This window comes from Mycobacterium sp. NGS58 (genome assembly GCF_059812385.1).
In genome coordinates this window covers 99,668-112,831 of sequence record NZ_JCALCO010000018.1, presented here as the reverse complement: position 1 = coordinate 112,831, position 13,164 = coordinate 99,668, and the positions used below count along the sequence as shown (strand labels likewise).

The window sequence follows — 13,164 nt, the reverse complement described above, 5'->3', positions numbered from 1 at the left end:
CGTCAGTTCCCGCGCCACCCGGTCACCGGCAACCGGAATTTGCGAACCAGCCGGTCGGTGAACGGCGCGCTGTCCAGCCGGGCCCATTTCACCGGTGTGTCACAACGCCTTACCTCCAGCCGGCTGCCCGCCGGGACCAACATTTCGCGGCGACCGTCGCAGAACACCAGGGCGTCATGTCCGTCGGCCTCGATCTCGATCGCGATGGTGGCGTCCGGGCTGGTGACCATGGGGCGGCCGAACAGAGCGTGAGCGTTGTTGGGAACCACCAGGATTGCCTCGAGGTCCGGCCACAACACCGGTCCGCCGGCGGAGAACGCGTACGCGGTGGATCCGGTGGGCGTCGACACCAGCACGCCGTCACAGCCGAACGCCGACACCGGGCGCCCGTCGATTTCGAGGACAACCCCGAGCACGCCCAGCCGGGGACCCTTCTCCAGGCTTACCTCGTTCAGCGCCCAACCGTGTACCGAGACGTCGCCGCCGTGGCGCACCATCACGTCGAGCGTCAACCGGTTCTCTACCCGATAATCCTGTGCGACAACATGATCCAGCACCTGGTCGATGGCCTCGGCCTCGGCCTCGGCCATGAATCCGATGCGCCCCAGGTTGACGCCGAGCACCGGAATGTTGGCGTTGCGGGCCAGCTCGGCGGCCCGCAGGAACGTGCCGTCGCCGCCCAGGGCCAGCACCAGTTCGCAGCCCTCGGCCGCCTGCGGGTCGGCGTTGACCACCTCGATCTCGATACCCAGGGCGCGCATGTCGTCGGGGGCCAGGTGCATCGGCCCCTTGTCGACGGCCTCGGCGGACAACACACGAAGCTCGATCCCGTTGTCGCTCAGCACCTTCTGCACGCGCCGTGCGGTCTCGGCGGCCTCGTCCCGGCCGGTGTGGGCCACCATCAACACGGTGCGTGTCGCGTTTCCGTTCACTGTGGCCCGCTTTCCACCGCGCGCCGCACCGCCGTCACCAGGCCGTCGCCGGTGAGCGGGCGATCGGTCTGGGCGCGCAGCCGCAGGAAGTACTCGACATTGCCCGACGGTCCCGGCAGCGGGCTGGCGGCGACGTCGACGGTGTGCCAGCCCAGCTCGCCCGCGCGACCGGCGACCGCCAGCACGGCGTCGGCGCGCAGGCCGGGGTCGTGCACCACTCCGCCTGCGCCGACCAGGCCCCTGCCCACCTCAAACTGCGGCTTCACCATGGGAACGATATCCGCGTTCGGTGCGGCACATCCAGCCAGCGCCGGCAAAACCGTGGACAGCGAAATGAACGACAGGTCAGCCACCACGAGGTCAGCCCGTCCGCCGATCGCTTCCGGCGTGAGGTCGCGGACGTTCGTGCGTTCGACGACGACCACCCGGACGTCGCTGCGCAGCGACCAGGCCAGCTGGCCGTAGCCCACGTCGACGGCCACCACCTGGGTGGCCCCGCGATCGAGCAGGACTTCGGTGAAGCCACCCGTCGACGCGCCGGCGTCCAGGCAGCGACGGCCCGCGACCGAGATGTCAAAGGCGTCCAGCGCCCCGATGAGTTTGTGCGCCCCGCGCGACACCCAGCCGCGTTCGCCGTCCTCGGCGACGGTCAGGGCCGCGGTGATGGCGACGGCGGTGCCCGGCTTGCGCGCCGGCATCCCGTCGATGCAGACCTTCCCCGCCCCGATCAGCTCGGCCGCCTGCTGGCGGGACCGGGCAAGTCCGCGCCGGACCAGCTCGGCGTCAACGCGGGCCCGTCGAGACATCCGCGCACTCAGCCCTTCTCCGCCGACTCCAGCGCGGCCAGCAGCACGTCGTGCGCCTCGGACAGGCGGCGTGCTATTTCCTCGAGCTCCTCGAGCGACGGCACCTTGTCCGGGTTTTCGCCGTCCCCGGGTTGGGGCAGCCGCGCGAGCAGGCCGTCGATTTCAGCGCGAATCTCATCGGGATCGATAGTCATCGCGTTCCTACGCTAGTCATCCGTCAGTCGCTGTGCACCAAAGACCAGCGTTGCAGCGCGCCGCGGGCCCGGTCGTCGGCGCCCTCGATGCGCACCTCGGCGGAGTCGGGGCGCGCGTACACCGCGGCGGCAACCGCGCGAACGATCGACAGGTCATCGTCGTCGTCCGCCTGGCCGCTACGGACGGTGATCGCCGTGTCCGCGACGTCGACCCGCCAGCCGGGCTGCGGCCCGACCGCGAGCCGCCCGGCGTCGGTGTGCAGTGAGCGCAGGTCGTGCCCGATATAGGTGGGTCGCTGGGCGGGCTTGGCGAAAACCGCATCCCGTGCGGAATTGACCCCGGTGAGCACCATGAGGCTGGGCAGCTCGGCGGCGTTGGCGCCCTCGATGTCGGTGTCGAGCCGGTCCCCGATCACCAACGGGGCGCGAAAGTCGCCGCGGGCCGCGGCATCCCGCAGCAGTCCGGGCGCCGGCTTGCCCGCGACCTGCGGCTCGCCGCCGGTGGCCGCCCGCAGCGCGGCCACGAACGACCCGTTGCCCGGCAGCAGCCCGCGTTCGGTGGGCAGCGTCAGGTCGACGTTGGACGCCACCCACAACGCGCCGTCCCGGATCGCCAGCGCGGCCTCGGCCAGCTCCGGCCACCCGATGGTTTGTGACAGTCCCTGCACGACCGCGGCGGGGCCGTCGTCGTAACTGCGCACCGCCCGCAGTCCGACCGCCGTGATCTCGTCGGCCAGGGCCTCGGTGCCCACAATCAGTACCGGCGAGCCCGGCGCCAGCTGGTCGGCCAGCAGCCGCGCCGCGCTTTGGGCACTGGTGGCGACGTCGTCGGCGATGGCGGTGAAGCCCAGTTCCGTCAGGTGTGCGGCGACCTCGTCGGCGCTGCGCGATGCGTTGTTGGTGACGAAGTAGGCGCGGCTGCGGACCTCGGCCAGCGTCTGCACCGCGCCCTCGGTCGGCCGACGGCCGCGAAACAACGTACCGTCCAGATCGATCAGCAGGCAGTCATATTGCTGCGCAAGGGTTTCGGTGTGATTCTGCCCCGTCATCAGCCGAGTTCACTGACCCGATCTTCGGCGTCGGTGACGCCGTCGACGTCGGCGGCCGCCGAGTGCAGGAACCACTGCAGCGCCTCGTCGCCGCGACCGAGCGCCAGCAGGGTGTCCGCATACGCGTAGAACAGCCGCGCGGCCGTCGTGCCGGTGCGGGCCGGGTCCAGCTGCGGCGTAGACAACATGGTGAGCGCCTGCTCGAGCTGGCCTAGATCCGCGCGCGCCCCGGCGGCGACGATGCGCAACTCGTCGGCGTCGTCCCCGCTGAGCTCGGCGGCCTCCGGTCCGCGTGCGAGCTCGATCGCCCGCTCCGGACGGCCAAGCCCGCGTTCGCAATCGGCCATCAGGGCCAGCAGCGCGGACTTGCTGCCCATCCTGCGGGCCGCGCGCAATTCGGCGAGCGCCTGTGCCCAGTCGCCGCAGTGGTAGGCGGCGATGCCGACCGCTTCCCGAATGGTGGCGATCCGGCTGGACCGGGCGCGCGCCGCCCGGGCGTGGCGCAACGCGGCCTCCGGGTCTTCGTCGAGCAGCTCGCCCGCGGCCACCAGGTGGCGCGCGACGGCGTCCGCGGTGGCGCGATCCAGCGTGCTGAGCTCGCGGCGGATCTCGGGCGCCAGCTGTTTGGCTTCCACTCCGGGCGGTATCGGCGGGCCGTCCTGCGATGCGCGGTCGGGTGGGGCCTCCCGGCGCCCGGTGCCCTGCGGCTGGGCCGGGCGCGCACGGCCCGGGCCCGACCAGCCGTTGGAGGCCGGCCGCGCCCGTCGTTCGCCGCGGTGCCTTTGCCTGTCGTCGACCACGCAGCCGAGAATACGGGCAGCCCGCCGACTAACTTTGCGGCCGGTTACCCAGCAGCGGCGCGATGAGCGCCGGGCAGTAGGTCGCGATCGCGACGATGGTGAACCGGCCCGCCGTCTCGTACGACATTCCGCTGCCTTGGGCCATCTTGGCGGCCACCTCGTCGAACGAACCGCCGGGCTCGAACAGCATCGGGCACACCGACTGTCCCATCGCCGTGGTGCCGGTCGGCTGGGTATAGGAGATCCCGGCATTCGTCAGCGCGGCCAGGAACGCGTTGCCCACCATGTCGGCGCGAATCGGTGCCGACAGCGTCGCGGCCAGTGCCACCAGGCCGGTGATCACCCCAAGGATCGGCAGGACGGTCAACCGCACACGCGTGGCGAAAAGCACCGTGACAACAGTGGTCCCCGATGGTCACGTCAATGACACGGTGAGGTAAAGATTGTGCACGCACGCGTTTTGCGCACGCGGTCGGGGCCCAGGACGGGCTAGCCCGGCTAGAGCTTTTCGACCCCCGCGACGGTGCGTTTGCCGCGGCGCAGCACCAGCCATTTGCCGTGCAGGAAGTCCGACGGCTGCGGCGCCCATTCCTCGTTGTCGATGCGCACGTTGTTTACCGACACGCCGCCCTCACCGATGGTGCGGCGCGCGGCCTTCTTGCTCTCGGACAGGCCGCTGGCGACCAGGAGGTCGACGATCCCGTCAGGTCCACCGGGTTTGAGCTCGGCGACCGAGGTTTCGCGCAGCGCCGCCGCCAGCGTGGCCTCGTCCAGACGGTACAGTTCGCCCTGCCCGAACAGCGCCCGGCTGGCGTGCTCGACGGCATCCGTGGCCGCCTCGCCGTGCACCAGCACGGTCAGTTCGCGCGCCAGGCGCCGCTGGGCGGCACGCTGCTGAGGGCGCTCGGCCGTCGCCTGCTCCAGCTCGCCGAGCTCGTCGGCCGTCAAAAACGTGAACCAGCGCAGGTACCGGATCACGTCCGCGTCGGCGGTGTTGAAGAAGTACTGGTACCAGGCGTAGGGCGTGGTCAGCGCCGGGTCGAGCCACAGGCTGCCGCCCCCGGTGGACTTGCCGAACTTGGTGCCGTCGGCGGCGGTCACCAGCGGGACCGTCAGCGCGTGGACCGAGGCGCTCAGCTGCTGGCGCACCAACCGGACGCCGGCGATGATGTTGCCCCACTGATCGGAGCCGCCGATCTGCAGGGTGCAGCCGTAGCGCCGGTGCAGCTCGACGTAGTCGTTGGCCTGCAACAGCATGTAGCTGAACTCGGTGTACGAGATGCCGTCGCCCTCGAGACGCCGGCGGACGGTGTCGCGGTCCAGCATGACGTTGACCGAGAAGTGCTTGCCGACGTCGCGGAGAAACTCGATCGCCGACATGGGCCTGGTCCAGTCCAGGTTGTTGACGACGACGGCGCCTGTCGGTGACTCGTCGAAGTCGACGAATCGTTGCAGCTGACCGCCGATCCGCTCGGTCCACTCGGCGACGGTGTCCGCCTCGTTGAGGGTGCGCTCGCCGACGTCACGGGGGTCACCGATCATGCCGGTGGCGCCTCCGGCGAGCACGATCGGACGATGGCCGGCCCGCTGGAACCGGCGCAACGCCAGCAGGGGCACGAGGTGTCCGGCGTGGAGGCTGGGCGCGGTGGGGTCGAAACCGGCGTACACCGTCATCGGCCCGCGCCGGGCTTCGGCGGTCAGCGCATCGAGGTCGGTCGACTGCGCGATCAGGCCGCGCCAGCCCAACTCGTCGATGATCATGTCGCCCATGATCCAAGATCCTTCCACCCGAGAACTGTTCGGCTAGTCGCTGGCGCCCGGCGCCGGCGCGCGAGGGCTGCGGCGATACGCCGAAACCTCCGGACGCCCAAGAAGCCATAGCCGCCATGGCCGGTCGGCGGCCTGGCTGACGCCGACCCGCGGGCCGGACGTCGCGGTCAGCGGTTCGTGCAGTTCGAGGGTCACCGGACCGTTGCGCGCGAAGAGGTCAATGCCGTTGTCGTCCATGGTGATTCCCATGGCAGAGCACAGGTTGCCCGGACCGCGCGCCAGGGCGGCGGTGTGCACCAACTCGCCACGCCGGGTGCGCGCGACGTCGGTGCCGTCCTCGATGGCCGCGGCGCGCAGCAAGACCGCGGCGGCGGTGCCGTCCGGTCCGCAGGAGACGTTGGCGCAGACGTGGATGCCGTGGCTGCGGTAGGTGTACAGCCGCCCGGGGGGCCCGAACATCACGAAGTTGCGGGCGCGTAAGCCCTTGTACGAGTGCGCTGCGGCGTCGGGCCAGGGGCCGTCGGGGACTCCCCCATAGGCCTCGACCTCGACGACGATCCCGCTCACACCCCGCGCGGTGAGGGTGGCGCCCAATAAGCGGCGCGCGGCCTCGACCGGGTCGACTAACAGCTGCGCCGCAGCCGTCCCTTCGCGACAGTGTTCTCGAGCCTCGGCCACATCAGATCCTGAATCCTCTTTTCTTGAACCCAACGAACCTACCGGCAGGCCGAACGTGACAGTATCCCGGTGTCCCGTGACCCCGGGGGCCGCGAGAAGGAGCCCACCTCATGCATGCGATCGATCCCGCCGCCACGGCATGGCTGCTGGCCAGCACCGCACTCGTTTTGCTGATGACCCCCGGCCTGGCGATCTTCTACGGAGGCATGGTCCGGACCACCGGTGTGCTCAACATGATCATGATGAGCTTCATCTCCATACCGCTGGTGACGGTGGCGTGGCTGCTGGTCGGCTACACCATCGCGTTCTCCGAGGATGGGGCAAGCGGACTCGCCGGCAACCTCAGGCACTTCGGCATGCTCGGCATCACCCCCGGCACCGTCCACGGTGCAGTTCCCGAGCTGCTCTACGCCACGTTCCAGCTGACGTTCGCGATCATCACCGCAGCCCTGGTCAGCGGCGCCATCGCCGACCGCGCCAAGTTCGCCGCCTGGATGGTCTTCGTCCCGGTGTGGACGATCGCGGTGTATTCGATTGTCGCGCACTGGGTATGGGGGCCCGGCGGCTGGCTGGCCAAGCTGGGTGTCCTGGACTATGCCGGCGGTCTCGTCGTCGAAATCGTCTCCGGGTCCTCTGCGCTGGCGCTGGCGCTGGTGCTCGGACCGCGCATCGGCTTCAAGAAGGACGCCATGCGGCCGCACAACCTGCCGTTACTGTTCGTCGGCGTGGGGCTGCTGTGGTTCGGCTGGTTCGGCTTCAACGCCGGTTCCGCCTTGGCCGCCAACGGAACTGCCGCGGCGATCTTCCTCAACACCTTGGTGGCCGGGTGCCTGGGCATGCTCGGTTGGCTCTCGGTAGAACAGATCCGCGACGGCCGGCCCACCACCTTCGGCGCGGCCTCAGGTGTGGTCGCCGGCCTGGTCGCCATCACCCCGTCCTGCGGCACGGTCAACACGCTCGGCGCGACGGTCGTCGGACTGGCGGCCGGCATCGTGTGCGCGTTCGCGGTGGGCGCGAAATTGCGCTTCAACTACGACGATTCGCTCGACGTGGTCGGCGTGCACTTCGTCGGCGGCGTGGTCGGGGTGTCGTTGATCGGCCTGTTCGCGACGGCGGTCATGACGGCGGGCCCGCAGGGCCTGTTCTACGGGGGCGGCTTCGGCCAACTGGGCAAGCAGGCGCTGGCGATCGGGGTGGTCGCGCTCTACGCGTTCTCCATGACGTTCGTGTTGGGGAAGCTCATCGACCGGCTGATCGGTTTCCGGGTCAGCGCCGAAGACGAGACCACCGGTGTCGACCTCACGCAGCACGCCGAAACCGCCTATGCCGAGGGCGTGCACGGCCACCTGCCGCAGCGCCGCCCGGCCACCGGCGAACGCTTCAACTAGACGGCCGGCACCCAGCGCCCCTTATCCGCCGTGACCTGACCACACGGCGATTCTCTGGTTTCCCGGCGCCGGCGCGAGCCGGGTCTTGACAGCGTCGCCCGCAAGGCGCATATTCATCACATGATGATTTCATCTCGTGATGAATTAATCCCGACTGGCTCCGCGGCGGCCGTCGACATCACCCATCTGCGGGTGATCCGCGGGAAACGCCCAGCCCTGCACGACTTTTCGGTGCAGATCGCCAGGGGCAGCATCACCGGCCTGCTGGGCCCCTCCGGCTGCGGCAAGACCACGCTGATCCGATGCATCGTCGGCACGCAGATCGTCGCGTCGGGCACGGTCACGGTTCTCGGCAAACCGGCCGGCTCCCCCGAGTTGCGTCGCCGCGTCGGATACCTGCCGCAGGACCCGACCATCTACAACGACCTGCGGATCGTCGACAACGTCCGCTACTTCGCGGCGCTGTACGGCTTCGACGGCCGGGCCGCCGATGCGGCCATCGACCGCGTCGGCTTGACCGATCACCGGACAGCGTTGTGCGCCAACCTCTCCGGCGGTCAGCGCACCAGGGTTTCGCTGGCATGCGCGCTGGTCTGCCAGCCCGATCTGCTGGTGCTCGACGAACCCACCGTTGGGCTGGACCCGGTGTTGCGGGCGGACCTGTGGGAGCAGTTCGCCCAGCTGGCCCGCGCCGGAACCACCTTGTTGGTCTCCAGCCATGTGATGGACGAGGCCGATCACTGCAAAGACCTGTTGCTGATGCGCGACGGGAACTTGGTCGCTCACACCACACCGACCCAACTACGAGAGGACACCGGATGCACGTCACTGGAGGACGCGTTTCTGTCCATCATCAAGCGGAGCATGGTGCACCAAGCCGGTTAGGGCTCAACGGCTATACCGCCACCACGACGCGGATCCTGCGTCAGCTAGTCGCCGATCACCGAAGTGTCGCGATGATCCTCGCGGTGCCGATCCTGGTTATCACGTTGATGTACTTCATGTTCCACAACGCCCGGCACCTCCCGGGCACACCTTCGCCGTTCAACAACGCCTGCCTGATCCTGCTCGGGCTCTTCCCGCTGTTCGTGATGTTCATCATCACGGCGATCACCATGCAGCGCGAACGGGCCTCGGGGACGTTGGAGCGCATTCTGACCACTCCCTTGCGCCGGCTCGATCTGCTGATCGCCTACGGCAGCGCCTTCTCGATCGCGGCGGCCGCACAAGCGACGCTGGCGTGCATCGTGTCGTTCTGGCTGCTGGGCTTCGACACCGCGGGGAGCTGGTATTGGGTTTTCGTGATCGCGATCGTCAACGCGGTGCTGGGTGTGGGTCTGGGCCTGCTGTGTAGCGCGTTCGCGCGCACCGAGTTTCAGGCGGTGCAGTTCATCCCACTGGTGATGGTGCCACAGCTGCTGCTGGCCGGCATCATCGTGCCGCGAGCGATGATGCCAGACTGGCTGCAATGGATCAGCAACGTCATGCCGGCGAGCTATGCGCTGGAGGCCCTGCAGCAGGTGAGCTCGCATACCGAACTGACCGGTGTCGCGGTACGCGACATCGTCGTGGTGGCGGCTTCCGCGTTCGCGGCGCTGTGCCTGGCCGCGGCGACCTTGCGGCGCCGGACGCCGTAGTGGCGATCGCAAGCGCGGCGCAGCCGGGCGCAGCGGGTCGCCACGGAGGGTTTTGGTGACGACCGCCAACGCCCGGCGACGACGCCCCGGCCGGCCGGCCGGTACTTCTGACACCCGGGACCGCATCCTGGCCAGCGCGCGAGAACTGTTTGCCCGCAACGGCATCGACCGGACATCGATTCGCGCGGTGGCGGCGGCTGCGGGAGTGGATTCCGCGTTGGTGCATCACTATTTCGGCACCAAGCAGCAACTGTTCGCCGCCGCGATCCATCTGCCGATCGATCCGATGACCGTGCTGGTGCCGATGCGGGAGACGCCGCTCGACGAGCTTGGGTTGCGGCTGCCGTCGGTGCTGTTACCGATTTGGGATTCGGAGATGGGCTCCGGTTTGATCGCGACGCTGCGGGGCCTGCTCACCGGAGCGGACGTGACCCTGGCGCGTTCGTTTCTGCAGGAGATCGTCGTCGAAGAGGTGGGCTCCCGCGTCGACAATCCCCCGGGGACGGGCAGGATTCGTGCCCAATTCGTCGCATCCCAACTGATGGGCGTCGTGATGGCGCGCTACATCGTGGGGATCGAGCCGTTCGCGTCGCTGCCGGCCGAACAGGTCGCGGCGACCATCGCGCCGAACCTGCAGCGCTACCTCACCGGGGAGCTGCCGGACGGCCTTGTGCCATGAGCCTGGCGTGCTCCTCGTCGCCGACGTCGCGGGCCTCGTCGATGAGCAACACCGGGATGCCGTCCTCGATGCGGTAGGCGCGCCGCAACCGCGGGTTGTAGAGCAGTTCGGACCCGACCAGCACCAGCGGCCCCCGGTCGTCCGGACACACCAAGATGCTCAGCAGTGCATCGTCGATCATGAATGCGCTCCACTCAGCTCGGAACGAGCCCCGCTGGTCAGGCGGCGGTACTCGTTGGCGTCGGCGTCGAAGTACCAGACCTGACGCCCGGCCTTCGGGATGCCGGCCGCGCGCAGGGCACTGACGGTGGGCCGGAACGTCGCGCTCAGGTTCATCTCCGGCACCACACACACGATGTCTGGCCCCAGGCCGATCGGAAGCTTGGCGAAGGCCTCGGTCAGGTCGGCCGCGGTGATGGAGGCACCCGGCAACAGCGTGACCGCCGACGCCGCCACCTCGTGATCGCCCACCGGAACGTTGTAGGTCACCGCGAGGTCGACGCCGTTGAGGCAACCCAGCGCGTCGGTGACCGGCTCGGCGAAGACCAGGCCCCGCGCGGTGCGCACCACCGAGCCGCGCCGGCCCGCCAGCCAGAAGTCGCCGTCGTCGTCGCGGTAGAACAAATACTCGGTCGAGATCCAGGTGTCGCCGGCGGCGAAAACGCCGCGCTTGACCGAAGCGCTCGGATCGACCGGGCCGTTGGACGCTGCGAGCAGGACGCCGACCTGGTTGGGCTCCGCGACCTGCACGAAGCCGCGCTCGTTCTCCAGGATCAGGTCGTGCTCGACGTCGTAGGCGCCCAACTCGATTCGTCCGGCGCCCGGCAGCGGGCGGCCCTTGCTGCCGATCTTGGCGCCGGACACGTTGGCCAGCACCGCATGCCCGTCGGTGGTGGCGAAGAACTCGACGACGTGCGCGGGCGCGAACGCCTCGACGACGCGCCCCCACAGGCCGGTCGGCATGCCGGAACCGATGAACAGCCGCACCGGGTGATTGCCCTGCAGTACGAACGCGGGATCGTCGACGATCTCCCGGAGCATGGCCCAGGTGTAGGACACCACGGTGACGCCGTATTGGCGCACCTCCTGGACGAATCGGTCCCGGTCCAGGCCGCGCGACAGCGCGATGCGGGTGCCGCCGACCACCGCGCCGCCGAGGCTGACCAGCAGCGCCGACTCGTGGTGCAGTGGGGTCAGGCAGTAGACGGTGTCGCGACGGTCCAGGGCGGCCGTCGAGGCGGTACCGAAGGCGGACACCGCCCAGCGGTAGTTGGTGATCTGCTTGGCCACCAGCTCGCCGCCCGCCGCGCTGAACGCGATGAACGCCAGATCTCGGGCCAGACCCGGGTTGGGGCGGTACCACCCGGGCAGCTCGACGGCGTCCGGGTCGATCTGCTCCATGTCGATGACGTCGGAATCGTCGGGCAGGTGCAGATCGCGCGACTCCCCGCCGCCGAGGACCAGCACCTGCCGCAAGCCCTGGCGGTCGGACCCGCGCACCGCGTCGAGGTTGGCGGGGTCGGTGAGGAGCTCGGTCACTCCCCCGAGCCGCACGGAGGCCGCCAGGTCGGCGTCGGCCCGCATCACCACCGCGATGGCACCGAGCCGGGACAGCGCGGCGATCGCCACGAGCGCGCTGGGCCGGGTCTCCATCAGCACCCCGACCCGGTCCCCCTGTCGCACCCCGACCTCGATCAGGCCGCGGACGACGTTGTTCACGCGCCGGTTCACCGCGTCGTAGGTGTGCACGCGACCGTCGAACAACAGGAATTCGCCCTGGGGCGCGTCGTGGGCCTGTTCTTCGATGATGCGGCCCAGCGAGATCCGGGTGTGGTCGTTGATCTGGCCCAGCCGGACCAGTCGCGGGATGGTGCGGGCCGTCTCGACGGCCAGGGTGCGCACCGACTTGTTGGCCGCGACGACCGTGGTGGCCGCTCCCCGCACCAGCCCCAGCGCCGCCTCGGAGACTTCACCGACTCCGTGCGCGACCCGCGAGCTCAACGCGACGCCGCTGTCGGTGTGCTCCTCGGGCTGATCGGCCATCAGGTCGATGCTGTCGGGTTTGTCGCCGCCGATGGACAGCCACTTCACCCATTCGGCCACGGTCGGCCAACTCTGTTGTGCCGCCTTGGATCCGACAACCAATCCGAAATGACCCGTGCGGATGGTGGATTCGTACACTTCGGCGTCCGGCGCAGCGCGCCGGATACCGCGCACCGACGCCGGTTGCCCGATGTCGTCGACTTCGCCGACGAAGGCCAGCACCGGGCAGGTGATGTCGGTGAGCGTGACCATTTGGCCGTTGACCGCGAAGCCGCCGGTCATCATCCGGTTGTGGGCAATGAATTGCTTGAGCAGTTCGGAGATCGCCGGGCCCGACCACGCGATCCAGCCTTCGCGCTCGAGGAAGCGGCGCTGTTGCTCGCGCGGGAGCAGCGCCTCCCGGTCGTGCAGCTGGCGCACGAAGTCGACGCGCGCCTTGGCGGTCTTGAGCGGGTCGAGCATCTGGAAGCCGGTCCGCGCCATCCAGCTCGGGATGGCCAGCCGGCTGAAGACGTGGTCCGCCATGAAGTTGGCGGCGGGCGCGGCGAAGTTAGCCGGAATACCCATGGGCAGCGCGGCCAGGGTGTCCACCGGTGAACCGAAAGTGACGATGCTGGCCAGGCTCTTCGAACGCCGGTAGGCGGCGACCTGGTAGCACCACATGCCACCCTGCGAATAGCCGACCAGATGGATGTCGCCGCCGGTGGTGTCCCGGACCGTGTCGATCGCCTGACTGAGCGCCACGATGTGGTCGGCCAGGGTGCGGCGCATGCCGCCCTCGACCTTGTCGGGTTCGCCGAAGTCGATGACCCAGGGGTCAAGCCCGTGGGCGTGCAGGATTCCCACGGCTCCCTCGTCCCGCGTGACGTCCCACATGTTCGCGGACATCATCATCGGGTGCACCATCAGCACCGGCGGTCCGACGGGAGACTGGCCGCCCCGGCTGTCCGGTGGGAAGTATCGCCGGAGCTTGTACATCGGCACGCTCTCGACGATCTGCGACGGCGACGGGACACTACCGGTTTCCAAGCCGCCCAGTCGCAAGACTTCCAGCCCGTTCTGCGCTGTAGCGATCAGCCGCTCGACCGGTCGTGTGACCATCGAAAAATTGAGATCCACTGCTGCTCCCTGAGTCTTGACAGCTTGGACATCATGGCACATCAGGCCAGCTAGAAGGGCAGTGGTTCC

14 protein-coding genes are annotated in these 13,164 nt (G+C 69.1%); 4 read left to right on the top strand and 10 right to left on the bottom strand.

Annotated features, from left to right (window positions below):
* Window positions 1-2: 2 nt before the first annotated feature.
* The 8 genes from AC5Y4H_RS17750 to AC5Y4H_RS17715 all read right to left on the bottom strand — a co-directional run bounded on the left by AC5Y4H_RS17750 (window position 3) and on the right by AC5Y4H_RS17715 (window position 6,229).
* Window positions 3-932, bottom strand: a complete 930-nt coding sequence (locus tag AC5Y4H_RS17750; RefSeq protein WP_499983586.1) for an NAD kinase — start codon at window positions 930-932, stop codon at window positions 3-5.
* A complete protein-coding gene (locus tag AC5Y4H_RS17745) occupies window positions 929-1,738 on the bottom strand; it encodes a TlyA family RNA methyltransferase (RefSeq protein WP_499983585.1) in 810 nt (269 codons plus the stop codon). The genes AC5Y4H_RS17750 and AC5Y4H_RS17745 overlap by 4 nt, the downstream gene beginning before the upstream one ends.
* An 8-nt stretch (window positions 1,739-1,746) precedes the next feature.
* Window positions 1,747-1,932: a hypothetical protein gene (locus AC5Y4H_RS17740; protein ID WP_499983584.1), complete on the bottom strand. Its 186-nt coding sequence runs from the start codon at window positions 1,930-1,932 to the stop codon at window positions 1,747-1,749.
* Between the two features lie 23 nt (window positions 1,933-1,955).
* Window positions 1,956-2,981, bottom strand: coding sequence for an HAD-IIA family hydrolase (locus tag AC5Y4H_RS17735; RefSeq protein ID WP_499983583.1), 1,026 nt, complete (start codon window positions 2,979-2,981; stop codon window positions 1,956-1,958).
* Complete coding sequence (locus tag AC5Y4H_RS17730) at window positions 2,981-3,781, bottom strand: tetratricopeptide repeat protein (protein ID WP_499983581.1); 801 nt, start codon at window positions 3,779-3,781, stop codon at window positions 2,981-2,983. The genes AC5Y4H_RS17735 and AC5Y4H_RS17730 overlap by 1 nt, the downstream gene beginning before the upstream one ends.
* 28 nt (window positions 3,782-3,809) lie before the next feature.
* Window positions 3,810-4,172 (bottom strand): DUF732 domain-containing protein, encoded by a 363-nt coding sequence (locus tag AC5Y4H_RS17725; protein WP_499983580.1) that lies wholly within the window; start codon window positions 4,170-4,172, stop codon window positions 3,810-3,812.
* Between the two features lie 107 nt (window positions 4,173-4,279).
* Window positions 4,280-5,551 (bottom strand): tyrosine--tRNA ligase, encoded by a 1,272-nt coding sequence (tyrS, locus tag AC5Y4H_RS17720; RefSeq protein WP_499983579.1) that lies wholly within the window; start codon window positions 5,549-5,551, stop codon window positions 4,280-4,282.
* A 33-nt stretch (window positions 5,552-5,584) separates the two neighbouring features.
* Entirely contained in the window at window positions 5,585-6,229 is a 645-nt protein-coding gene (locus AC5Y4H_RS17715; protein ID WP_499983577.1) for a DNA-3-methyladenine glycosylase, read from the bottom strand.
* 110 nt (window positions 6,230-6,339) lie between these two features.
* On the opposite strand from AC5Y4H_RS17715, the gene AC5Y4H_RS17710 reads away from it, so the two are divergent.
* The 4 genes from AC5Y4H_RS17710 (at window position 6,340) to AC5Y4H_RS17695 (ending at window position 9,933) form a co-directional block, all read left to right on the top strand.
* On the top strand, window positions 6,340-7,617 hold the full coding sequence (locus tag AC5Y4H_RS17710) for an ammonium transporter (RefSeq protein WP_499983576.1): 1,278 nt from the start codon (window positions 6,340-6,342) through the stop codon (window positions 7,615-7,617).
* Window positions 7,618-7,737: 120 nt separating this feature from the next.
* The gene (locus tag AC5Y4H_RS17705; RefSeq protein ID WP_499983575.1) at window positions 7,738-8,502 is read left to right on the top strand and encodes an ABC transporter ATP-binding protein; all 765 of its coding nucleotides are present in this window, start codon (window positions 7,738-7,740) and stop codon (window positions 8,500-8,502) included.
* Window positions 8,436-9,254: an ABC transporter permease gene (locus AC5Y4H_RS17700; RefSeq protein ID WP_499983574.1), complete on the top strand. Its 819-nt coding sequence runs from the start codon at window positions 8,436-8,438 to the stop codon at window positions 9,252-9,254. The genes AC5Y4H_RS17705 and AC5Y4H_RS17700 overlap by 67 nt, the downstream gene beginning before the upstream one ends.
* A gap of 55 nt (window positions 9,255-9,309) precedes the next feature.
* Entirely contained in the window at window positions 9,310-9,933 is a 624-nt protein-coding gene (locus AC5Y4H_RS17695; protein WP_499983573.1) for a TetR/AcrR family transcriptional regulator, read from the top strand.
* Here the strand turns inward: AC5Y4H_RS17695 and AC5Y4H_RS17690 are convergent.
* Together AC5Y4H_RS17690 and AC5Y4H_RS17685 are read right to left on the bottom strand one after the other, a co-directional pair.
* Window positions 9,899-10,114, bottom strand: a complete 216-nt coding sequence (locus AC5Y4H_RS17690; RefSeq protein ID WP_499983571.1) for a Trm112 family protein — start codon at window positions 10,112-10,114, stop codon at window positions 9,899-9,901. The genes AC5Y4H_RS17695 and AC5Y4H_RS17690 overlap by 35 nt on opposite strands.
* Window positions 10,111-13,137: an acyl-CoA synthetase gene (locus AC5Y4H_RS17685; protein WP_499983570.1), complete on the bottom strand. Its 3,027-nt coding sequence runs from the start codon at window positions 13,135-13,137 to the stop codon at window positions 10,111-10,113. Before AC5Y4H_RS17685 ends, AC5Y4H_RS17690 begins: the two co-directional genes overlap by 4 nt.
* Window positions 13,138-13,164 lie beyond the last annotated feature (27 nt).

What these genes read in the sequence shown, in the direction of transcription:
- AC5Y4H_RS17745 (WP_499983585.1), bottom strand. Translation starts at nt 1,738, where the DNA reads ATGTCTCGACGGGCCCGCGTTGACGCCGAGCTGGTCCGGCGCGGACTT.
- AC5Y4H_RS17740 (WP_499983584.1), bottom strand. Translation starts at nt 1,932, where the DNA reads ATGACTATCGATCCCGATGAGATTCGCGCTGAAATCGACGGCCTGCTC.
- AC5Y4H_RS17735 (WP_499983583.1), bottom strand. Translation starts at nt 2,981, where the DNA reads ATGACGGGGCAGAATCACACCGAAACCCTTGCGCAGCAATATGACTGC.
- tyrS (WP_499983579.1), bottom strand. Translation starts at nt 5,551, where the DNA reads ATGGGCGACATGATCATCGACGAGTTGGGCTGGCGCGGCCTGATCGCG.
- AC5Y4H_RS17710 (WP_499983576.1), top strand. Translation starts at nt 6,340, where the DNA reads ATGCATGCGATCGATCCCGCCGCCACGGCATGGCTGCTGGCCAGCACC.
- AC5Y4H_RS17705 (WP_499983575.1), top strand. Translation starts at nt 7,738, where the DNA reads ATGATGATTTCATCTCGTGATGAATTAATCCCGACTGGCTCCGCGGCG.
- AC5Y4H_RS17700 (WP_499983574.1), top strand. Translation starts at nt 8,436, where the DNA reads ATGCACGTCACTGGAGGACGCGTTTCTGTCCATCATCAAGCGGAGCAT.
- AC5Y4H_RS17690 (WP_499983571.1), bottom strand. Translation starts at nt 10,114, where the DNA reads ATGATCGACGATGCACTGCTGAGCATCTTGGTGTGTCCGGACGACCGG.
- AC5Y4H_RS17685 (WP_499983570.1), bottom strand. Translation starts at nt 13,137, where the DNA reads ATGTGCCATGATGTCCAAGCTGTCAAGACTCAGGGAGCAGCAGTGGAT.